The organism is Phytohabitans rumicis (genome assembly GCF_011764445.1).
Classification (GTDB): domain Bacteria; phylum Actinomycetota; class Actinomycetes; order Mycobacteriales; family Micromonosporaceae; genus Phytohabitans; species Phytohabitans rumicis.
Window position 1 is genome coordinate 907622 of the sequence record NZ_BLPG01000002.1, and the last position, 21214, is coordinate 928835.

The 21214-nt window shown below is 72.1% G+C and carries 14 protein-coding genes and 4 pseudogenes; 6 read left to right on the top strand and 12 right to left on the bottom strand.

Annotation, left to right across the window (positions count from 1 at the left end; all coding sequences use genetic code 11):
* Positions 1-64: 64 nt before the first annotated feature.
* From Prum_RS47860 to Prum_RS47870, 3 genes and pseudogenes are all read right to left on the bottom strand, one after another.
* Positions 65-835: an SDR family NAD(P)-dependent oxidoreductase gene (locus Prum_RS47860; RefSeq protein WP_173086250.1), complete on the bottom strand. Its 771-nt coding sequence runs from the start codon at positions 833-835 to the stop codon at positions 65-67.
* A gap of 96 nt (positions 836-931) precedes the next feature.
* Positions 932-2097 (bottom strand): annotated as a pseudogene (locus Prum_RS47865) (acyl-CoA dehydrogenase family protein).
* Positions 2098-2206: 109 nt separating this feature from the next.
* Positions 2207-3013 (bottom strand): SDR family NAD(P)-dependent oxidoreductase, encoded by an 807-nt coding sequence (locus Prum_RS47870; protein ID WP_173086252.1) that lies wholly within the window; start codon positions 3011-3013, stop codon positions 2207-2209.
* Positions 3014-3175: 162 nt separating this feature from the next.
* On the opposite strand from Prum_RS47870, the gene Prum_RS47875 reads away from it, so the two are divergent.
* The 4 genes from Prum_RS47875 to Prum_RS47890 all read left to right on the top strand — a co-directional run bounded on the left by Prum_RS47875 (position 3176) and on the right by Prum_RS47890 (position 6697).
* A complete protein-coding gene (locus Prum_RS47875; RefSeq protein ID WP_173086262.1) occupies positions 3176-3616 on the top strand; it encodes an SgcJ/EcaC family oxidoreductase in 441 nt (146 codons plus the stop codon).
* Between the two features lie 8 nt (positions 3617-3624).
* Complete coding sequence (locus Prum_RS47880) at positions 3625-5004, top strand: FAD-dependent monooxygenase family protein (RefSeq protein WP_246278822.1); 1380 nt, start codon at positions 3625-3627, stop codon at positions 5002-5004.
* A 19-nt stretch (positions 5005-5023) separates the two neighbouring features.
* A complete protein-coding gene (locus tag Prum_RS47885; protein ID WP_173086264.1) occupies positions 5024-6259 on the top strand; it encodes a cytochrome P450 family protein in 1236 nt (411 codons plus the stop codon).
* Positions 6260-6322: 63 nt separating this feature from the next.
* Positions 6323-6697 carry a peptidase inhibitor family I36 protein gene (locus Prum_RS47890; RefSeq protein ID WP_173086266.1) on the top strand — a complete coding sequence of 125 codons (375 nt, stop codon included), beginning with the start codon at positions 6323-6325 and terminating at the stop codon, positions 6695-6697.
* Positions 6698-6847: 150 nt separating this feature from the next.
* Here the strand turns inward: Prum_RS47890 and Prum_RS47895 are convergent, their stop codons facing one another.
* The 6 genes and pseudogenes from Prum_RS47895 to Prum_RS47915 form a co-directional block, all read right to left on the bottom strand.
* The gene (locus Prum_RS47895) at positions 6848-8014 is read right to left on the bottom strand and encodes an epoxide hydrolase family protein (RefSeq protein WP_173086268.1); all 1167 of its coding nucleotides are present in this window, start codon (positions 8012-8014) and stop codon (positions 6848-6850) included.
* A gap of 27 nt (positions 8015-8041) precedes the next feature.
* Positions 8042-9405, bottom strand: a pseudogene (locus Prum_RS54800) (FAD-dependent oxidoreductase).
* Positions 9406-9738: 333 nt separating this feature from the next.
* Positions 9739-10767, bottom strand: a pseudogene (locus Prum_RS54805) (FAD-dependent oxidoreductase); the annotation flags it as partial.
* 33 nt (positions 10768-10800) lie between these two features.
* A pseudogene (locus Prum_RS47905) lies at positions 10801-12395 on the bottom strand (GMC family oxidoreductase).
* A gap of 5 nt (positions 12396-12400) precedes the next feature.
* On the bottom strand, positions 12401-13603 hold the full coding sequence (locus Prum_RS47910; RefSeq protein WP_173086272.1) for an epoxide hydrolase family protein: 1203 nt from the start codon (positions 13601-13603) through the stop codon (positions 12401-12403).
* Positions 13600-14982, bottom strand: a complete 1383-nt coding sequence (locus Prum_RS47915; protein ID WP_173086274.1) for an aminotransferase family protein — start codon at positions 14980-14982, stop codon at positions 13600-13602. The genes Prum_RS47910 and Prum_RS47915 overlap by 4 nt, the downstream gene beginning before the upstream one ends.
* 176 nt (positions 14983-15158) lie before the next feature.
* On the opposite strand from Prum_RS47915, the gene Prum_RS47920 reads away from it, so the two are divergent.
* The gene (locus tag Prum_RS47920; RefSeq protein ID WP_173086276.1) at positions 15159-15824 is read left to right on the top strand and encodes a cyclase family protein; all 666 of its coding nucleotides are present in this window, start codon (positions 15159-15161) and stop codon (positions 15822-15824) included.
* 106 nt (positions 15825-15930) lie between these two features.
* On the top strand, positions 15931-16581 hold the full coding sequence (locus Prum_RS47925; protein WP_173086278.1) for a response regulator transcription factor: 651 nt from the start codon (positions 15931-15933) through the stop codon (positions 16579-16581).
* A 6-nt stretch (positions 16582-16587) separates the two neighbouring features.
* Here Prum_RS47925 and Prum_RS47930 read toward each other — a convergent pair whose 3' ends face one another.
* The 3 genes from Prum_RS47930 to Prum_RS47940 are packed head-to-tail and all read right to left on the bottom strand — an operon-like array spanning position 16588 to position 21169.
* Entirely contained in the window at positions 16588-18366 is a 1779-nt protein-coding gene (locus Prum_RS47930; RefSeq protein WP_173086280.1) for an ABC transporter ATP-binding protein, read from the bottom strand.
* Positions 18363-20255: an ABC transporter ATP-binding protein gene (locus Prum_RS47935; protein WP_173086282.1), complete on the bottom strand. Its 1893-nt coding sequence runs from the start codon at positions 20253-20255 to the stop codon at positions 18363-18365. The genes Prum_RS47930 and Prum_RS47935 overlap by 4 nt, the downstream gene beginning before the upstream one ends.
* Positions 20252-21169, bottom strand: a complete 918-nt coding sequence (locus tag Prum_RS47940) for a glycosyltransferase (RefSeq protein WP_173086284.1) — start codon at positions 21167-21169, stop codon at positions 20252-20254. Before Prum_RS47940 ends, Prum_RS47935 begins: the two co-directional genes overlap by 4 nt.
* Positions 21170-21214: the final 45 nt, after the last annotated feature.

The following is a 21214-nucleotide window of genomic DNA, read 5'->3' on the forward strand; positions in this document are numbered from 1 at the left end:
CGTGAATCGGCTCCATAAGGACAGACCAGGGCCGGGCCCGGAATTAATCGCGGACCGCGGAACCTCACTGCGCGGTGAACCCACCGTCCAGCGCGTACGCCTGCCCGGTGATGTATCCGGCCGAGTCGGACAGCAGGAAAGCCACCAGATCGGCGACCTCGGCGAGGGTGCACATCCGCGGGATCGGGTGGCCCTGCACCGCGCCGTTGAGCAACTCCTCGGGCAGCGGGTCGAGCAGTGCCGTGCGCACCATGCTCGGGCAGACCGCGTTGACCCGGATGTTGTCCCGCGCGTGCTCCAGCGCCGCGGCCTTGGTCAGCCCGACGATGGCGTGCTTGGTCGCGGTGTACAGCGACATCCCGGGCACCGCGATCAGGCTCATCACCGACGCGCAGTTGACGATCGCGCCGCCGCCGGACCGGGCCATCGCGGGCAGCTCGTACCGCAGGCTGTGCCAGCAGCTCTTCAGGTTCGTGTCGACCATCGCGCTCCACTCGGCCTCGTCGGTGGCCGCCAGCGGGACCGCGCCGCTGGCCATCGTGCCGGCGTTGTTGAACGCCAGGTCCAGGTGGCCGAACGTGTCCACGGCGGTGTCCACCACGGCGCGGACCGCGTCCCCGTCGGTGGCGTCCGCGACCACGAACACCGCCCGCCCCGGCTTTCCGGTCTCCTCCTCCACCTGCCGCACCAGCTCGGCGCCGCGGTCCTCGCGCCGGCCGCACGCCACGATCGAGGCACCGGAACGCGCCAGCAACAGCGCCGTCTCCCAGCCGATACCCGACGTCGCTCCGGTCACCAGGGCAACCTTGTCATCGAACGTGAATTGGGCCCTCATCCCACTGCTCCTTAGTTGTCGAGTGGTGTCGTGCCGGCACCGGTATTGGTGGGTCCCCCGCCACCGCGGCGTGGCGGGGGACCCGGGGGAAGGTGGTCAGAGATAGAACGTGTTGGGTTCGAGGCCGCACAGGACCCGGCCGTACAGCTCGTCGTTGGTGTCGGGATTCAGCAGCGCGTGCGTGTTCACCGCCTGGACGTCCCGGGCGATGCGCTGGATCGGCACGTCCGCGTAGATGGACGAGCCGCCGCTGGCCCGCGCGTAGAGGTCCACGGCGTCGCGGGCCAGCCGGCACACCGCGCCGAGGTCGGCTCGCGCCTGGGCCCGCTCCAGCAGCGTCCACGGCGCCGACGCGGCGCACTTGCTGTCCACCAGATCCGCCAGCCGGTGCGCGTGGAAGTCCGCCTCGTCGACGCGGTGCGCGGCCTCGGCCACGTGCAGGTGGGTCACCGGCGCCTCGCGCTGGCTCTCGTACGCGGTGTAGGTGATTTTGCGGTCGGGCAGCCGCTCGAAGAACGCCTCGCGGGCGGCGCGGGCCAGGCCGAGCACGGTGCCGACCGACGAGGCCGCGGCCACCGGCAGTAAGGGTGCCCGGAGCATCGCGATATCGCTGGCCAGATGTCCAGAAAGGACGGTGGGCAGCGGGAGCACCCGCTCGGCGGGGACGAACACGTCCTCGGCCACCGTGGTGACGCTGCCGGTGCCGCGCATGCCCGAGGTGTGCCAGTCGTCGACGATGCGCAGATCCGACATCGGCACCAACGCCATGACCGGCCGCGGCTCCCCTCCGGACCCGGGACGACGGCGATGATCTCCTGCCAGTGGCTGTGCAGCGCGCCGGTGATGAATCCCCACTTGCCGTTGACCCGGAAGCCGCCGTCGACCGGGATCGCCATGCCGCCGGGGCTCAGCGTCCCGCACACCCGCACGTCCGCGGTGCCGAAGACCTCCTTCTGCACCGGCTCCGGGAACAGACACACCATCCAGGTGGGGATCCAGTACACCGCGGCCGTCCAGGCCAGCGATCCGTCCGCCCGGCCCAGCTCGACGGCCACGTCGACCAGGGTGGCGGTGTCCGACTCGTACCCGCCGTGCCTGGCCGGCACCCTCATCTTGAACAGTCCGGCCTCGGCCAGCGCCTCGACCTGCTCGTCATGCAGCCGGCGATGCTCCTCCGTCCAAGCGGCGTGCTTGCCGAGCACCGGCACCAGCTCGGATATCCGCCGGACGAGGTCCTGGCGGGCGGGTACGTCCGCGGTCAACACAACTTGCCTCCCGGATAAGAGACTTGCGAACTTCGACTGGTCAGACCGTCCCATCTGGACCCGGTCACCGGCATCTCTGACGTTGCCCGGTTGAACGGGGATCTAGCTACACCGGGATCCGGCCGACGTTCAGCATGTCGATCATCGCGGGACCGGTGTCGTACGCGGTGACGCCGCCGTCCACGGTCAGGCAGGCGCCGGTGACCATCCGGGCGGCGTCGCTGGCCAGGTAGACGGCGGCGCCCGCGAGGTCGGCCGGCTCGCCCCAGCGGCCCGCGGGCACGCTGCGGATCAGCTCGTCGGCCAGGCCGGGGTTGCCGGCGAAGCTGCGGGTCAGCTGCGTCCGGGTCCAGCCCGGTGCGATCACGTTCACCCGTACGCCGTGGGCCGCCCACTCCACCGCGAGCGTGCGGGTCAGCGAGATGACCCCGGCCTTGGCCACCGCGTACGGCGAGAGCATCGGGACACCGTTGTAGCCACCCACCGACGCCACGTTGATCACCGAACCGCCGCCGCGGCCGGTCAGGTGCCCGCCGACCGCCCGGCACATGTGCGCCACCGAGTCCAGGTTGGTGCGCAGGATCTGCGTCCAGTCCTCCGGCGTCATGTCCAGGAACGGTCCGACGTGCGCGAAGCCGCCGGCGTTGTTGACCACGATGGCGATGTCGCCGAGTTCGTCCCGCGCCGCGGTGACGGCCTGCTCGATCTCCTCGGGGCGGTCGATGTCGCAGGTGAGCACCGCGGCCCGCCGGCCCAGCGCCTGAATCTCCTTCGCCACCTCGGTCAGCGCGTCGGTGCCGCGGGCCAGCACGGCGACGTCGGCGCCCGCCTCGGCCAGCCCCAGCGCGATGGCCCGGCCGATGCCCCGGGACGCGCCGGTGACGATCGCGGTCTTGCCGTCCAAATTGAACACGTGGGTACTCCCTTCCGTCGATCGATTGTCGCCTCGCGCGCCCCAGGCGCCACGTCTTCGTGCATGCGCGGCCACGCACGCTCGGAGATGCACGGCGGCGCGCCGGAACAGCAAGATTCAGGGTGCGCACCCTCCGAAACCGCCATCCGAAGGGAAAGCACCATGACCAACGCCGTCTCCGCCATCCGCCCGGAAGATGAGAAGGCAGTACGCGAAATCGTCCAACGCATCACCCTGTCGTGGAACGAGAACGACGCCGACCGGCTGTCCACCGTCTACACCGAGGACGCCTCCATCGTGTTACCCGGCGCCCATCTGAAGGGCCGCTCGAACATCCGCGACTGGATGGCCGAGGCGTTCGACGGCAAGTGGAAGGGCACCCGCGTGCTCGGCTCCCCGCTGGAGCTGCGGTACATCCGGGACGACGTCATGCTGCTCATCTCACAGGGCGGCGCGTACCCGCCGGGCGCCACCGAGGTCCCGGTCGAGCACGCGATCCGCGGCATCTGGGTGTTCGTCAAGCAGGACGGTGAGTGGATCATCACGGGCTACGGGAACACGCCGGTACGCGCCGCGATCCCGCTGCCGGACGGGCACAAGTGAGCCAGCCGGTGGGCAGTGTCCACGTGGGTGAGCGGGCCCTGGTCCTGGGCGGCAGCATCGCCGGGCTGTTCGCCGGCCAGGCGCTCGCCGAGGCGTACCGGGAGGTTGTCGTCGTCGACCGGGACCGGCCGACGGCCGCGACCGGGACGCGGCGCGCGACCCCGCAGGCGTTTCACGCGCACGCGCTGCTCGCCCGCGGGCAGCGCGCCATCGAGGACCTGTTCCCCGGCATCACGCAGGAGTGCCAGGCGGCCGGGGTGCCGACCGGCGACGTGGGGGCCGATCTGCGCTGGGTGATCAACGGCCGGCGGCTCCCGCCGATGCGTACCGGGTTGGTCTGCCTGGCCACCCCGCGGACCGTGCTGGAGCAGCACGTCCGGGCCCGGGTGCTGGCCCTGCCCAACGTCACCCTGCGCGAGGGCCACGAGGTGCAGGAACTGGTCACCACCCCGGACGGCCGCCGGGTGACCGGGGCACGGCTGTTCGACTTGGTCGGCGGGGAGTCGCGGGTGCTCCCCGCCGACCTCGTCGTCGAGGCCACCGGCCGGGGCTCGCGGCTGCCGCTGTGGCTGGCGGGGCTGGGCTACCGGCCGCCGGCGGAAGAACGGATCAAGATCGGGCTCGGGTACGCGACCCGCCACTACCGGCTGCCGCTGGGCCTGCTCGGCACGGATCTGGCGTACATCGTGGCGCAGACGCCGAGCCATCCGCGCGGCGCGGTGCTCGCCCGGGAGCGGGCCCTGCCGGACGGCGGCGAGCGGTACGTGCTCTCGCTCAACGCCCACCTCGGCGACCATCCGCCGACCGACCCGGACGGCTTCCTGGCGTACGCCCGGACGGTGCCGGTGCCGGAGATCTACGAGGCGGTACGCGGGGCGGAACCGCTCGACGAGATCCGCTCCTACCGCTTCCCGAGCAGCCTGTGGCGGCACTACGAGCGGCTGACCCGGTTTCCGGACGGCCTGCTCGTCATGGGCGACGCGCTGGCCAGCCCCAACCCGGTGTACGCACAGGGCAACACGATCACCGCCGTGGAGGCGCTCGTGCTGCGCGGCCAGTTGCGCCGCGGCGGCGAGCCCCGGCCGGTCGAGTTCTTCGCCGAGGCCGCCCCGATCGTCCGGGCCGCCTGGGACGTCAACGTCTTCGGCGACCTGGCGTACCCCGGGATCCCCGGCCGCCGTACCCCGAAGACCCGGCTGGCCTCCGCGTACCTGTCTCATGTGCACCGCGCGGCCGTGCACGACCCGGCGGTGGCGGAGTCGTTCCTGCGGGTGGCCGGCCTGATCGACGGACCGCAGGCCCTGCTGGGACCGCGCATGGTGGCGCGGGTGCTGCGCCGCAGCCGCCGCCCGGGACCGCGCCCTACCCCCGCCGCCATCCACTCGTGACACTCGCGAAAGGTGAGCCATGGAGAGCAACGGCTGCCCGTACGTCATCGACCGTACCGGGAGCGATGTCCAAGCCGAGGCGGCGCGGCTGCGCGAGCTCGGCCCGGCGGTCCAGGTCGAGCTGCCCGGTGGGGTGCTGGCCTGGTCGGTCACCAGCTACGCGCTGGCCAAACAACTCTTCGCCGACCCGCGGGTGGCCAAGGACCCGCGCCGGCACTGGCCGGCGTTCATCGACGGCGAGATCGGCGACGACTGGCCCCTGATCAGCTGGGTGAAGATGGACAGCATGACCCTTGTGGACGGTGAGGATCACCGCCGCCTGCGGGGGTTGGTGGCGCCGGACTTCGGCCCGCGCCGCATCGAGGCGCAGCGCCCGCTGGTCGAGCGCATCGTCGCCGACCTGCTCGACCGGCTCGCCGAACACCCCGCCGGCCATCCGGTCGACCTGCGGGCGAACTTCGCCGCGCAGCTGCCGGCGCGGATGATCTGCGAGATCTTCGGCGTGCCCGAGGAGGCCCGGCCCGAGGTGCTGCGCGGCCTGGAACTCGCCGTCGACACCACGCTGCCGCCCGAGCAGGCGGCGGCCAACGTCCGCAACTGGCACCTGGCGCTGCAGCAGCTGGCCGCCGCCAAGCGCGCGGCCCCGGCCGACGACATGACCAGCCGCCTCGTGCAGGCCCGCGACGAACGGGCCCAGCTCAACGACTCGGAACTGGTCGGCACGATGTTCAACGTCCTCGGCGCGGGTTCGGAGACGGTGATGAACCTGCTGACCAAGGCCGTCGTCGCGCTGCTGACCCTGCCGGAGCAGCGGGAGCTGCTGGCGACCGGCAAGGCGTCCTGGTCCGACGTCATCGAGGAGACGCTGCGGGTGGAGGCGCCGATCGCCCAGCTCCCGCTACGCTTCGCCGCCGACGACATCGAGCTCGACGGCATCACCATCCACAAGGGAACGCCGATCCTGATGTGCCTGGCCGGCGCCGGCCGCGATCCGCACCGGTACGGCGCCGGCGCGGACGAGTTCGACCTGACGAGGGCCGACAAGGAGCACCTGTCGTTCGGGTACGGCGCCCACTTCTGCATCGGCGCCGCGCTGGCCCGGCTGGAGGCGTCGGTGGCGCTGCCCGCACTCTTCGACCGCTTTCCGGAGCTGACCCTCGCGGTCCCGCCGGACCAGCTGGAGCCGCCCGGCACCTTCATCATGAACGGGCTCCGGTCGCTGCCGGTGTACCTGGCCGGACAGCCTGTTGGCTGATTCTGACACACGGTCATCGATGCACATCCGGTCATCGATTCACGTCCGACATTAGGAGGAAACGTGTCCGTCAACCGCCTGCGTTCGGCCCTCGTGGTCGCCGGTGCCGCCACGGCGCTGCTGATCGGCGCGGCCGGGGTCGCGCCCGCCGCCAGCGCGGCCGCCTGCCCATCGCGCTCCCTGTGCCTGTACGAGGGCACCAACTTCACCGGTGACATGTTTCCGGTGACCTCGCTCAACCCGAGCGGGACCTGCGTCAGCCTGGTCGACCACGGGTGGGGCGACCGCGCCCACTCCGCGGTCAACACGCACAACAACAGCGCCGCCATGTTCATGAACGACGACTGCATCGGCGGCCCGTACCAGGTGCCCGGCAAATCCAGCCTGCCCAACTTCGGCAGCTTCACCCCGGAGAGCGTCTGGGTCCCGTTCTCCTGACACAGCGACAATGCCGCCGCGGAGCCGATCGGCTCCGCGGCGGTTCTCTGTGGCGGAAAGAGAGATGCGGGCCGGTCCGCGCCTGCGTTACGCGGACCGGCCCGCTCGCCGCGGCCCGGGGCGGTAGAAGCTCCGGGCGCGGCGTACCGGTCAAAGCTGGGATGACGAGCCGAGCATGCGGGCGAAGGCGCGCACGTCGGCGATGTACAGGTCCGGCTCCTCCAGCGCGGCGAAGTGCCCGCCCCGGCTGAACTCGCTCCACCGCACGATGGTGGCCAGGTAGTGCTCGGCCAGGCGGCGCAGCGGCTGGAACGGGTCGTGCGGGAACACGGCCACGCCGGCCGGCACCCGCACCGGCTCCGGCCGCTGGCCGGCGGCGGCCGCGCGCATGCCGGCGGCGCCCTCGTAGTAGAGCGCCGCGGAGCTGCCGGCCGTCGCGGTGAACCAGTAGATCGCCACCGTGGTCAGCAGGCGGTCCCGGTCGACCGCGTCCTCCGGCACCTCCTTGGCGTCGGTCCACTCCTTGAACCGCTCCACGATCCAGGCCAGCTGGCCCACCGGCGAGTCGGTCAGCGCGTACGCCAGCGTCTGCGGCCGGGTGGCTTGCAGCTTCATGTAGCCGGACAGTTCCGCGTCGAACCGCCCCATGCGGGCCAGCCGCTCCTGATCCGACTCGGAGAGGTAGGCCAGCTCGGTCGGGTCACCGGAGGGAAACGTCATGAGCATGTTGACGTGCAGACCCGCGACGTGGTCCGGGGCGATCCGGGCCAGTTCCTGCGAGATGACCGCGCCGGCGTCGCCGCCCTGGGCGATGTAGCGGTCGTAGCCCAGCCGCCGCATCAGCTCCGCCCAGGCGGGCGCGATGCGCCCGGCGTGCCAGCCCGGCGCCGCGGGCCCGGAGAAGCCGAAGCCGGGCGGGCTGGCGATGACCAGATGGAACGCGTCGGCCGGGTCGCCGCCGTGCGCGGCCGGGTCGGTCAACGGCCCGATCACGTCGAGGAACTCGGCGACCGAGCCCGGCCAGCCATGGGTGATGATCATGGGTCGGGCGTCCGGTTCGGGCGAGCGCACGTGCAGGAAGTGCACGGTCGCGCCGTCGATCTCGGTGACGAACTGGGGGTACCGGTTCAGCTCCGCCTCGGCGGCCCGCCAGTCGTACCGGGTGCGCCAGTACTCGGCCAGCTCGCGCAGGTAGGCCACCGGCACCCCGCGGTCCCAGGTGTCGTCGCCGAGCGGTTCCGGCCACCGCGTGTTCGCCAGCCGGCGCGCGAGGTCGTCGAGGTCCGCCTGCGGGATGTCGATTGTGTACGGTCGCATGGGTGTCCTCTCTGGACGGTCGGTCTGTCAGGTGGACGCGGTGACCCGCCCGGCCGGCGTGGCGGGCCGCGCGGACCTTAGCTCGCGGGACAGCCGGAGCACCCGGCGGACCAGTCCCGGCCGCATCAGCGCGGTGGGCGGGTCGACGAGGCCGGCCACGCGCATGAACGCCGTGGTGATCGAGGGTTCCTGGGTCGCCGCGTACTGCAGGCGGGCCATGTACTTGTTGCCGAACCGCACCATCGCCGGGCGCTTCCCGGGCACCTCGGGGAAGTCCAGGTCGCCGCTGGTGGAGATCTGCCACGGCACGTCCACGATCTTGCCGATCCGGCGCAGGAACTCGCGCGAGTCCGGCGGCTCGTTGCGCAGCAGCAGCGTGCGCAGCGCCATGACCTCCATCGCCGCGACGGTCATCCCCTGGCCGTACACCGGGTTGAAGCTGCACACCGCGTCGCCGAGGACGAGCAGCCGGTCCGGGAACCGGGACAGCTTCTCGTACCGCCGGCGCACGCTGGCGGGGAACGTGAAGCTCACCGGGTCGGTGAGCGGCTCGGCGTCGTGCACCGCGTCGTAGATGTCGGGCACCGGCAGCGAGCGCACGAACTCCAGGAAGCCATCCGGGTCGGACGGTGGTTGGTCGCCCAGGATGCCGGTGAGGGACAGGATGCACTCGTCCTGGCTGACCTGGCCGAAGAAGGCGCCGCGCGGATGCGCGGGGGAAGCCACCGGGTTGATGGACTGCGTGCCGCCGAACATCTCCGGCCGCTTGCGGTACAGCCTGGTCGTGTACGCCAGCCCGATCTTCATGCGCTCCTCGGCGGGCCGGGCGTACCCCAACTGCTCCAGCCACACCGGGGTACGCGAGCCGCGCCCGGTGGTGTCGACGACGAGGTCCGCGTCGAGGGTGCTCTCCTGCTCCGTCACCGCGTCGCGCAGCGCCACCCCGGTGACCCGGCTGTTGTCGGCGGTGACCAGGTAGCGGGTCAGCTCGGTGCGCTGCAGGTACCGCACGTTGGGCAGCGCGGCCACCCGGGAGCGCAGGTAGTCCTCCAGCACCGGACGCTGGGCGGTGATCGACAGCAGGCCGGTGCGCGCCGGTTGGAGCAGGCGCGCGTCGAAGTACCAGCGCATCTCGCCCAGGTCGCCCACCGGCACTCCCTGGTCTGCAGGTCGGCCCGCAGCCCGGGGAAGAGCTCGGCGAGGATGAGGTAGCCGCGCCCGTGCAGGCCGTGGGCGTGGGCGGTGTGCGGGGTGCCGCGGCGGGGCTGGCTGATCCCGAGCACCTCGTCGCGGTCGACGACGACCACCTCGCGGTAGTGGTCGGCGAGCACGCGGGCGGTGAGCGTGCCGGCGATGCTGCCGCCGACCACGACGGCCCGCTCGCCGACCACGGCGTCCGGCGCGGTCGCCGGGACCGCCTCGGCGTCGACCTGGCGGGCGGTGCGCAGCGCGCGGATGGCCAGGCCCGGCTTCATCAGCGCCTGCGGCGGGTCGAGCAGGCCGGCGACGCGGAAGAACGCGCTGGTGAGGCTGCCGTCGCGCTGCGCCGCGGTGTGCAGGCGGCCGATGAACGCGCCGCCGAACTTGTCCTTGGCGGTGCGCCGCCCCTCGACGCCGGGCAGCGCCAGGTCGCCGCCGACGGAGGTCTCCCAGGGGATGTCCACGATGGACTCGATCGCGCGGAAGAACTCCTTGGGCCGTACGGCTCCCCCGGCGAGGTGCCCCGCCAGCGCCTCGGCCTCCATCGTGGCCACCGTCATCCCCTGGCCGTACACCGGGTTGAAGGCGCACACCCCGTCGCCGATGACCAGCAGGCCATCCGGGAAGCGGGCCAGCTTCTCGTACCGGCGGCGAACGCTGGCCGGCACCCGGAACGACACCGGCTCGGTCATCGGCTCGGCGACGCGTACCGCCTCGTAGATCTCCGGGGCGTCCAGCGTCCGGGCGTACTCCAGGAACCCCTCCGGGTCGCGCGGCGGATGGTCGCCGAGCATCCCGGTCAGGGACAGTAGGGCCACGCTGTCGGGGAACCGGCCGAAGAAGGCGCCGCGCAGGTTCTCCGGGTGCGGCACGGTGTTGATGGCCAGGTCGAGGCCGAACGGGTCGGTGGTGAGCTTGAAGTACCGCGACGTGTAGGCGAGGTCGATCTTCACCTTCTCCTCGTCCGGCCGCTCGTACCCGAACTCGGCCAGCCAGGCCGGTGTCCGGCTGCCCCGGCCGGTGGCGTCGACCACCAGGTCCGCGGCGAGCGTCTCGGGCCGCGGGTCGGCGTCGTCGCCGACCAGGAGTACGCCGGTGACCCGGCCGTGGCCGGGGGTCGTCGTCAGTCCACGTACGATAGTGCGCTCACGAAGTACCACGTTGGACAGTCCGAGGACCCGGGACCGGATGTACGCCTCCAGCGTGGGCCTGTTCGCGGACACGTTGATGGCTCCCGAGTACGCCTGTTGCAGCGCGCGCCCGCGGAAGTACCAGCGCAGGTCGCCGGACAGGTCGCCGACGAGCGCGCCGTTCGCGGTCAGGTCGTCCTGCATGCCGGGAAACAGCTGCTCCATGACCTCGTGGCCGCGGGCCAGCAGGGCGTGCGCGTGGTGGCCCTGCGGGACGCCCTGCCGCTCGCCGGTCACCCCGGTGATGGCGTCCCGCTCGACGAGGACGACCTCGGCGTACCGGTCCGCCAGCACCCGGGCCGCGGTCAGGCCCGCCATTCCACCGCCGAGCACGACGGCACGTGCGCCGAGGTTTGCACCCATGGGATCCTCCAGAAAGGGGTCGTGCGGTGACGGCTACGGGGACTCGGCGCCGGTGGCGGCGAGCGCGGGTTCGGACGCGGCAGCGCGGATGAGGTCGGCCGCGCGCTCGGCGACGGCGACGGTCGGCGCGTTGGTGTTGCCGCGCGGCACCAGGGGCATGACCGACGCGTCCACCACCCGCAGACCGGCCACGCCGTGCACGCGCAGCTCCGGGTCGAGCACCGGACCGATCGCGCACGTCCCGGCCGGGTGGAAGATCGACTGCGTGTGCGCCCGGACGAACGCCGTCAGGTCGGCGTCGGAGTCGGACGCCGGATAGGCCCACGGCCGCACCGTGTACGGGGACAGGGCGCTCTGCCGGGCGATCGCCAGCGCGGTCCGCACGCCCGCGAGCATGGTCGAAAGGTCCGACGCGTCGGTGTAGTAGCGGCACCGGATGCGCGGCTTCGCGGTGGGGTCGTCGGACGCGAGGCTGACCTCGCCCCGGCTGTACGGCCGCAGCACGCACGGACCGAACGAGATGCCGTGCTCGGTCGGCACGCCGAGGGCGCAGTCGACGAACATCACCGGCAGCACGTGGAACTGCACGTCCGGGGCGAGCAGGTCCGGCCGCGTGCGGACGAACCCGCCGGCCTCCGGCACGTTGGACGACAGCGGTCCCGATCCGTCCACTTCGAACTGCCGGACGTAGCGTTCCTGTCCGGCGGCGAGCAGGCTGACCGGCTCGTCGTGGGTGAAGACGAGATAGGTGGCCGGGTGGTCCTGCAGGTTGCGCCCGACGTCGGGCAGGTCGGCCAGGACCGGGATGCCGAGCGCGGCGAGCCGGTCGGCCGGGCCGATGCCGGAGAGCATCAGCAGTTGCGGCGAGTTGTACGCCCCGCCGACACGATGACCTCGCGGCCGGCGCGTACGTCGATGGTCTCGTCCAGCCGCTGGCAGCGCACGCCGCGGGCCACGCCGTCCTGGAGGAGGATCCGGTGCACCTGCAGGTGCGTGCGCACGGTCAGGTTCGGCCGGCCGGAAACCGGGTGCAGGTACGCCGCCGCGGCGCTGCACCGGCGCCCGTCGCGCTGGTTGACCTGATAGCGGCCGAAGCCGTCCTGGGTCGGGCCGTTGAAGTCGTCGTTGGCGGCGAAGCCGGCCTCGATGGCGGCCTGGACGAACGCGGTCGCCATCGGGTTGTGCGAGCGGCCCTCGGCGACCGGCAGCGGGCCACCCACGCCGTGGTACGCCGACGCGCCGCGCTCGTTGTCCTCGCTGCGCAGGAAGTACGGCAGCATGGCGTCGTACGTCCAGCCCGGCTGGCACCACTCGTCGAAGTCCAGCGGGTTGCCCCGGATGTGCACCATGCCGTTCATCGCGCTCGTGCCGCCGAGCACGTGCCCGCGCGGCAGGTACAGCCGGCGGCCGTTCAGGGTCGGCTCGTCGTGGCTGTCGTAGTCCCAGTCGTATTGGGAGCGGCACAGCTTGCCGCCGGCCGCCGGGATGCGGATGCTGTCCGTGTCGTCGGTCGGGCCCGCCTCGATCAGGCACACCGTCACGTCCGGGTCCTCGGTGAGCCGGGCGGCGAGCACGCAGCCCGCCGTCCCGGCCCCCACGATCACGTAGTCGTACTCCTCGGCGTCCACCGTGGTCACCTCCCCGCCTCGGCGGCCGGGGTCAGCTCCCGCCGGAAGAACGCGCGCACGTCGTCGACCAGCACGTCGGGCCGCTCCATCGCGGGGAAGTGGCCGCCGCGGTCGTACTCGGTCCACTGCTGGATGTTCGGGAACTCGCGGTCGGCGAAGCGGCGTACCGGCAGCACCACGTCGCGGCCGAACACCGCGACGCCCAGCGGCACCGGGTTGGCGACCGGGCGGGCGAGCACGTCGCTGACCGGCAGCGTCGCGGCTTCCTCCCGGTAGATCTGGGCCGAGGAGCCGGCGGTCGCGGTGAACCAGTACAGGCTCACGTTGGTGAGCATCTGGTCGCGGTCCAGCGCCTCCTCGGGCGAGTCGGCGCAGTCGCTCCACTCCTTGAACAGATCCACGACCCAGGCCAGCTGGCCGACCGGCGAGTCGGTCAGCGCGTACGCCATCGTCTGCGGCCGGGTGATCTGGACCTTCTGGTAGCCGGACAGCTCCTCGTTGAAGCGCGCCAGCCGGGCCATCCGCGCCTGGTCGGCCTCGTCCAGCTCGGCCAGCTCCGCCGGGTCGGCGGGCCCGGTCATCAGCATGTTGATGTGCGCGCCGACGATGTGCTCGGGGTCGACGAAGCCGAGCTCGAGGGCCACCGCCGAGCCGAAGTCGCCGCCCTGCGCGCCGTACCGGTCGTAGCCGAGCCGGCGCATCACCTCGGCCACCGCCCGCGTCATCCGGGTGACGTTCCAGCCCGTCTCGCGCAGCGGGCCGGTGTACGCGAACCCGGGCAGCGACGGGACGACCAGGTGGAACGCGTCGGCCGGGTCGCCGCCGCACGCCCGCGGATCGGTCAGCGGCTTGATCACCTTGACGAACTCCGCGATCGACCCCGGCCACCCGTGCGCCAGCACCAGCGGCAACGCGTCCGGCTCCGGCGACCGGACGTGCAGGAAGTGCATGGTGACGCCGTCAACGTGCGTGGTGAACTGCGGAAACTGGTTCAGCTCCGCCTCCGCGGCGCGCCAGTCGTAGCCGGTGCGCCAGTGCTCGGCCAGCTCCCGCAGGTATCCGCCCGGCACGCCGCGGCTCCAGCCGCCGCCGTACGGCTCGGCCGGCCAGCGGGTCGCCGCGATCCGGTCGCGCAGGTCGTCGACGGCCTCCTGCGGCACGTCGATCCGGAACGGCGTGACGGACGTGTCTGTCGACTGTGGATTCATCTCGACCTCCCGGCGAGTTCGCCACCGGCCCCGAGCCGGGAGATCACCTCGGCCACCGCCTCGGCGGCCCGGGTGACCTGCGGCTGCGAGATGACCAGCGGCGGGGCCATCACGAGCGTGTTGCCGTAGTCGCGCGCCACCACCCGGTGCACGTCGCGCAGCTCGCGGGCCACCGCGCCGGCCATCAGCGGCTCCCGGGTGCCGCGGTCGGCGACCAGTTCGATGCCCACGGTCGCCCCGGCGATCCGCACCTCACCGACGTGGGGCCGGTCGCCCAGCGGCGCCAGCGCGGCGCCGAACCACTCCCCCACCGTCGCGGACCGGCCCACCAACTGCTCGCGGTCCACGAGGTCGAGGTTGGCCAGCGCGACCGCGCACGCGGTGGCGTGGCCCGAGTACGTGTGCCCGTGGAAGAGGTAGGCGTCCCCACCGGCGACGGTCTCCCCGATCTCGTCGCGCACCAGCACCGCGCCCAACGGGGCGTACCCGCTGGTCAGGCCCTTGGCCACGACGGCGATGTCGGCGCGCATGCCGCGCACGGCGGAGTCGAACCAGGCGCCGGTACGGCCGAAGCCGGTCACCACCTCGTCGGCGATCAGCAGGATGCCGTGGCGGGCCAACAGCTCGCGCACTCGCGGCCAGTAGTCCGCCGGTGGGATGAGGATTCCCGCGCCGCCCATCACCGGCTCGCCGATCATCGCGGCGATGTTGCCGGCCCCGATCTGGTCGATGGTGCCGGCCAACTCGTCCAGCAGGAAGTCCGTGAGGTCCCGGCCGGGAGCCAGATCCGGCGCCCGGTAGGGGTGGGCCGGCGACACCTTGGCCACGTGCGGCAGCCCCAGGCCGATCCCCTGGTGCATGCCGGGAAAGCCGGTGGCGGTGCCGCTGCCGTACGTGGTGCCGTGGTAGGCGAAGTGCCGGGAGATGACCCAGGTCCGGTCGGGTTCGCCGCGGTGGTGATGGTAGAGCCGGGCGAACTTGATGGCGGTCTCCACGCCCTCCGAGCCGCCGTTGGTGAAGAACACCCGATCCAGCCCGTCCGGCGCCAGCGCGACCAGGCGCTCGGCGAGCATGAGGGACTGGTCGTTGGCGAAGATGTCGAAGCCGGTGAAGTACTCCAGCGTGCCCATCTGCCGGGCCGCGGCCTCGGCCAGCTCGGTACGGCCGTGGCCCACCTGGGCGACCCAGTTGCCGCCGCCCATCACGTCCAGCAGCTCGACGCCACGCGCGTCCCATACCAGGCAGCCGGAGCCACGCACCATCGTCCTGCGTTCGTGCTGCGCCCCGTTCTGATGGGGGTGCAGCAACACCCGCCGGTCGAGCTCCTCCAGCTCGGCGGCGGACCGGGTCACGGCCGGCGTCTCGTTGACGGTGGTCATCTCGGTCCATCCTCTTCGGCGGGCCGGCTCTTCGGCGGGGCCGGGTATCAACGCCAGTCAAACTCCCGCGCCCCCGCGGCGTCTGCCTGCCTTTGCGACCTGGCCAGGTGGCTAGGTCGAGATGCCGGACATCCTGGCCTTCCGCCGGCCGGGCACGGTCGCGCAAGGTGACAGCTATGAGCGTCCTGGTCGAGCTCTCCCACGTGGTCCGGCACGGGATGACGACGTACCCCGGCCTGCCCGGCCCGTACATCGAGGACCACCTGTCCCGTACGGCGTCGCGCGAGCGGTACGCGCCGGGCACCGAGTTCCAGATCGGCCGGATCACCCTGGTGGCCAACACCGGCACGTACCTGGACACCCCCTTTCACCGGTACGCCGGCGGCGACGACCTTGCCCGGGTGTCGCTGTCCCGGCTGGTCGACGTGCCGGGCGTCCTGGTCGACGCCGTCGACGCGGACCCGCCCGGGATCTCCGCGAAGTGGTTCGCCGACCTGGATGTCACCGGCCGGGCGGTGCTCGTGCGCACCGGGTGGGACCGGCACTGGGACACCCCGGCGTACGGCGCGGCCGGGCACCCGTTCCTCCGCGCGGACGCGGTCGACTGGCTGGTCGCGCGGCAGCCGGCCGTGGTGGGCATCGACTCGGTCAACATCGACGACATGGCCGACCTGACCCGCCCGGCGCACACCGGCCTGCTGGCCGCCGGCATCCCGATCCTGGAGCACATGTGCGGGCTGGATCGCTTGCCACCGGCGGGTTTCCGGCTGCACGCCGCGCCGGTCGCGGTCGCCGGGATGGGCACCTTCCCGGTCCGAGCGTACGCGCTGGTCGGCGCCTAACGCAGACCGTCCACTGTATACCTACCAGGTCGCGCACTACAGGAGATGAGGTGCACGGCCGGCGATAGCACGATGATTATGTCGCCGAATACCTGGGAGGTCGCCAGTGGACAGCAGCCTGGACGTGGTCGGTGACGCGATCAGCGTCGCCATCCTGGTGCACAACGAGGTGCTCGGCCGGGGCATCGAGGCGATCCTGGACGGCGTGCCGGACGTGAAGATGGTGTACCGCTGCGGCTCCCCGGAGGAGTACGCGGAGTTGCTGGGCATCGGCGGCGCCGACTGCCTCGTCGTCGCCGTCCCGGCGGCGCCCTGGCTGGCGGCGGGCCGTCCGGGGCGGGTCATCGTCCTGGTCGACGAGGCGTCCACGGCCGAACTGGTGCGCTACGCGTCGATCCCCGCCGACGGGTACGTCTCGCAGCAGCACCTGAGCGCGGAGCTGCTGGTCGACACGCTGCGCCGCAGCCGGCGCGGCGAGCTGCCGATGCCGCCCGCGCTGACCCAGGCCCTGCTCGCCCAGGCCGACGATCCGGGCCTCGGCGCCCACGGCTGCACGGTCAGCCTGACCGTCCGGGAGACCGAGGCGCTCACCCTGCTGGTCGAAGGGCTCAGCAACAAGCAGATCGCCCGCCGGCTCGCCATCTCCAGCCACGGCGCCAAGCGCCTGGTCGCCAGCATCATGCTCAAGCTGCACTCGCCGAACCGGACGACCGCCGCCATCAACGCCATCCGCGCCGGCCTGGTGGACGCCCGCTAGCGGCTGTTACCGGTACGCCTGGGCCTGCAGGGCGTACAGCTCGGCGTACTGCCCGCCGCGGCGCACCAACTCCGCGTGGCTGCCCACCTCGGCGACCCGCCCGTCCCGCACGACGACGATCTGGTCCGCCATCCGCACGGTCGAGAACCGGTGCGACACCAGGACCGTGATCGCGCCGGTCGTCTCGCCCACCCGGCGGGCCTGCTCGGCGTACCGCTCGAAAAGGGCGTGCTCGGCCTGCGGGTCCAGCGCGGACGTCGGCTCGTCCAGCACCAGCAGCAGCGGGGTGTCGCGCATCAGCGCGCGGCCCAGCGCGATCTTCTGCCACTGGCCGCCGGACAGCTCCGCCCCGTCGGCGTGGCTCTTGCCCAGCTGGCTCCGCAGGCCGTCTGGAAGGTGGTCGAGCACGTCGGCGGAGCGGGCGCGGTCCAGGGCCGCCCGCACCGCGCCGGCGTCGTCGATCCGCGCCAGGTCGCCGACTCCCACCGCCTGCTGGACCAGGAACTCGTACCGGACGAAGTCCTGGAATCCGGCCGCGATCCGCTGCCGCCAGGCCGGCATCGGCAGCGCGCGCAGGTCGACACCGTCGACGAGCACCCGGCCGCCGGTCGGCTGGTAGAACCCGCACAGCAGCTTGACCAGGGTGGTCTTGCCGGCCCCGTTTTCGCCGACGAACGCCACGATGGAGCCGGCCGGGAGGGTGAGGTCGACGTCGCGGAGCGCGGTGGCCTCGCTGGCCGGATAGCTGAAGGCGACGCCGGAAAGGACGATTCCCTCGCGCAGCCGGTCCGGCGGCGGCTGCTCGGCGAGGCCCGGCGCGCCCACCGCGGCTCGGATGTGGTCCATCCGGCGGTATGCGCTGGCCATCCGCTGCAGGTCCTGCATCAGCGCGACCGCCAACGTGACCTGCTGGTTGACCTGGGCGGCCAGGGCGACGGCCAGGACCACGTCGCCGACGCTGTGCCGGCCGTTCGCCGCGTCCCGCAGGATCAGGAGCACCCCACCGACGTACGCGGCCGCGAAGACCAGCTGGCCGGCGACCCGGATCCCGGCCGCGGCCAGCTGCGCGCGATGCAGCCCGCCGGTGGCCTGCTCCCACAGCTCGGCCCGCCGGCGGCGCAGCTCGTCCTCCAGCCGGAAGACCCGGACCTCCCCGGCGTGGCGGGACGAGGTGGCCAGCCCGAAGAGGTTCAGCGCCAGGCGGACCGGCTCGGCGGTCTTGGTCTTGGCGGCGTCGAGGCGCCCCTCGGCGACGCGGCCGGTGAACAGCGGCGGGATCGCGGCGAGCGGCAGCAGCAGGAGCAGCGGGTGCAGCCGGGCCAGCAGCACGGCGGTGAGCACCATGGCGAGGGCCAGGCCCATCCCGTTGAGCAGCGCCTCCAGCCCGGTGCGGAACCGCCGGCTCTCGTGCTGCAGGACGGTCAGCGAGTCGGCCTGCTCGGCCCGCTCGTGGTGCGCGATGCCCACGGTCCCGTTGGAGAGGGCGATCAGCTGCTTGTCGAAGTCGATCTCGGCCAGTTCGGACAGTTCGAAGTAGAGGATGTGCGCGAAGTGGCTGAAGGTGAGCGACACGATGCCCAGCACGGCGACGAGCGCGCCGTTCCAGGCGGCCTCCCGCCACCGGCCGCCCACGACCGCGTCGGTCATCCACCCGAGGCCGACGGCCAGCAGCGGGGCGGCGACCGCGCCGCAGACCATGAGGATGATCGAGAAGACCGTCCGGGCGCGGTCCATCCGCCACGCGGTGTGCAGCAGCTGCCGGCACCCGGCGAGCACGTTGATCACGTCGCCACTCCCTCGGTCTGGTCGACGTCGCTGAACCGGTCCGCTTGCAGCCGGAACAGCTCCGCGTATCGCCCGGCGTGTGCCATCAGCTCCTCGTGGCTGCCCTGCTCGGCGACCTTGCCCTCGTCGAGCACGACGATGAGGTCGGCCCGCCGCACCGTGGAGAACCGGTGGGAGATCAGCAGCGTGGTGGCGCCCTGGGTCAGCTCGGCGAACTCGTCGAAGAAGCGCGCCTCGGCACGCACGTCGAGGCTCGCGGTCGGCTCGTCCAGTACGACGACGGGCGAACCGTGCCGCAGCGCGAACACGGCCCGGGCCAGGGCGACCCGCTGCCACTGGCCGCCGGACAGGTCGGTGCCGCCGGCCGCCTGCTTGGTCAGCGGCGTGTCCAGGCCACGCGGTAGCCGTTCCAGATCGTCGGCGATGTTGGCGGCGGCGGCCGCGGCCCGGATCCCGGCCTGGTCGGCGGCCTCGCCGACCGCGCCGTAGCCGATGTTGGCCGCGGCGGAGATCTCGTAGCGGGCGAAGTCCTGGAAGATCACGCCGAGCTTGCCGCGCCAGTCCGCGACCGGGTACGTGCGGATGTCGACGCCGTCGACCCGGATCGCGCCGCCGGTCGGCTCGTACAGCCTCGCCAGCAGCTTGACCAGCGTGGTCTTGCCGGCTCCGTTCAGGCCGACGATCGCGGTGCAGCGCCCCACCGGGATCGTGAGGTCGAATCCGTCGAAGATCAGCCGGTCGCGCTGCGGGTAGGCGAAGGACACCCGGTCGAAGTGGATCGTGGAGACCGGGTCGGGCACCGCGCCCGTGCCGGCGGGACCGTTGTGCCCCGACGCGCCGTCGCGCACCTCGGCCGGGTACGCGTCGACCCGCGCCGCGAAGCTCTGGACCGACTCGTACGCGGTCATCCCGATCGCGATCTGGTTGTCCACCTCGGGGTAGAACTCGGAGAGCCGCAGCGCCCCGAGACCGGCCTGCATGACCAGCGCGAAGCCGGTGAGGGTGAGCTCGTCGGCCGCGGTGGCCCCGGTGACGGCGAAGACGAGGCCGCACAGCAGCAGCCCGACCACCGCGTACCGGAAGAACGGCCACAGATAGAGGCGCCGGCGCTCCACCCACAGCGGGGCCAGCCAGTCCCGGTACGCCCGTTCGAGCGTCGACGCGAGCCAGCCGGCCAGCCCGAAGATCCGGATCTCCTTGCCGGCGGCCGGCTGGATGCCCAGGTCGCGCAGGTAGTCGATCGTGCGTTCGGGTCCGTCGAGAGCGACCCGCAGCCGCGCGTACTCGCGGATGCCGTTGCGCTGGCCGTACCGGAACAGCAGGACCACGAGGACCAGCGCGAGCGCCGCCCACCAGGCGAACGCCACGGCGATGACCAGCCCGTAGCCGATCAGCTGCACGTATCGGGCGCCGAGCGCCAGCAGCCCGGCGCATGCCTGCCCGGGGCTCTGGAAGCCGTACTGCACATCGTCGACGGCGATCCGCAGGTCGTGCAGCGCCTGCTGGTCCTCCAGCGGGGCGATCCCCCGCGAGCGCAGGGCGGCGGCCATCAGGTCGTCGAACATCTGCCCGTCCACCCGGCGGGCCATCAGCTCGCCGAGGGCGCCTTGGAACGGCGCGACGACCTGCTGGCCGACGAACGCCGCCGCGGCCACCCCGAACATGACGAGCATCTCCCGCCAGGCCGAAGACCGCGGCCCACCGGTGACCGCGTCCGGCACCTGCCCGAGCACCACGCTGGTGGCGACCACGAACACCACCGGCAGGACACCCAGCAGTACGTTGATCGCCGCGAGGCCGGCGACGAGGCCGAGGCCGGCGCGCGGCAGCATCCGGACGATGCTCCACCTGCTGGCGAATCCCGCGAGCGCGGTCTTCACCCAGGTCATGACGCGGCCCGCGGCCGGTCCGCCAGGCCGGCGTCCGGCGGAAGGTCGAGCACCGGAATGACGTCGTTGATATTGAATGGGTTGATCGTCGGCATGGCCAGCAACAACGGCATGATCGGGGAACGGTATTTCTTGATCATGTATTGGTAGTTGACCAGCGCGGTGTCGAGCGCCTGCGCGAAGTCCTTCGGGTGCGGGTGGTGCACGCCGCTGGCGGCCCGGTTGACCACGAATCGGGCGCCCGCGCAGTGCAACCGGTACGCCAGGTCGAGGTCCTCGCCACCCCAGGTGCGGAAGTGTTCGTCGAACATGCCGACCTCGCGCACCTGGGCGGTGCGGGCCGAGACGTTGCACGACCAATACATCACCCAGGGGGCCGGCAGGTCGGCGAAGTCGTCGTCGTACCGCTCGTAGAACTCGTCGCGGACGTCGGGGTAGAGCTGCTTGGCCGTCATCCGCTCGATGGTGGCGTCGGCGTCCCACGGATCGATGACCTGATCGATCTCGCGGGCGTCGTCGTCGCGGAGGGCGAACCCGTAGACATAGCCGATCACCGCGAGCGGGCCCGGTGAGGCGTCGTTGCTGGCCACGTGGGCGGCCAGGCACCCGGAGTGCGCCAGCACCCCGGAATCGAGCATGACGCAGATGTCGCCGGCCGCCTGCCTGATGCACTCGTTGCGGGACCGGGCGGCACCAAAGCCGTCATGCTCGTGGAAGAAACGCTTGACGTCAATACGATCCCGGTAGCGGTCGACGACGGAAGCGGTGTCGTCGGTGGAACCGTCATCGCCGATCAGGACCTCGAATTGGTCGGTACGCAGGCTTTGCCGCGCCAGCGACTCCAACGTGTACGCCAAGAGATCGGCTCGGTTGTACGTCGGAATAATCACGCTGCATCGCAGCGAGTTGCCCATGTCGTCTCCTCGGTCGGGGTGAATCCCGATATCGACGGCAGCCGC